General features: G+C 61.8%; 1 protein-coding gene. It reads left to right on the top strand.

What is annotated here, in order from left to right; genetic code table 11:
• Positions 1-518, top strand: a 518-nt coding sequence (locus B3849_RS02805) for an MnhB domain-containing protein (protein ID WP_286779791.1), incomplete at both ends; no start/stop codon positions are given.

The following is a 518-nucleotide window of genomic DNA, read 5'->3' as shown; positions in this document are numbered from 1 at the left end:
TTTGGCGAGATCATCGTTCTTGGGATCGCCGCGCTGGTCATCTATGCGCTGACAGAGGCGCTGATGTCCGGCCCTGTGCGCGCGCGTCTGCTGAACCGTGGCTATGAGGAAGAGCGCGCAGGCGATGCGCATCCGCTGATGATGGTGGTGCTGACACGCGTGTTGATGCCTGTCGTTCTGCTGGTCGGTGTCTATATCTTCCTGCGCGGTCACAACGAACCGGGCGGTGGTTTTGTCGCCGGTCTGGTGGTCGCGATCGCGGTCGTGATGCAATATATGGCCAGCGGCTTTGCCTGGGCGGACAAGCGCCAGCGCTATCATTACCACGGGATCATCGGGGCAGGGGTGCTTTGCGCTGGTCTGACCGGCATTGGTGCGTGGTTTGCCGGTGCGCCGTTCCTATCCTCTGCCTTTGGCTACTTCCGCATCCCCCCGATGGAGAAATTCGAGCTCGCCACCGCTATGGGCTTTGACCTTGGGGTCTTCCTCGCCGTTGTCGGCGCGGTGATGCTGTCGCT

The organism is Sulfitobacter sp. UBA4523 (assembly GCF_002388305.1).
In the GTDB taxonomy this organism is placed as follows: Bacteria; Pseudomonadota; Alphaproteobacteria; order Rhodobacterales; family Rhodobacteraceae; genus Sulfitobacter; species Sulfitobacter pontiacus.
This window is presented reverse-complemented; position numbering and strand designations above follow the sequence as displayed.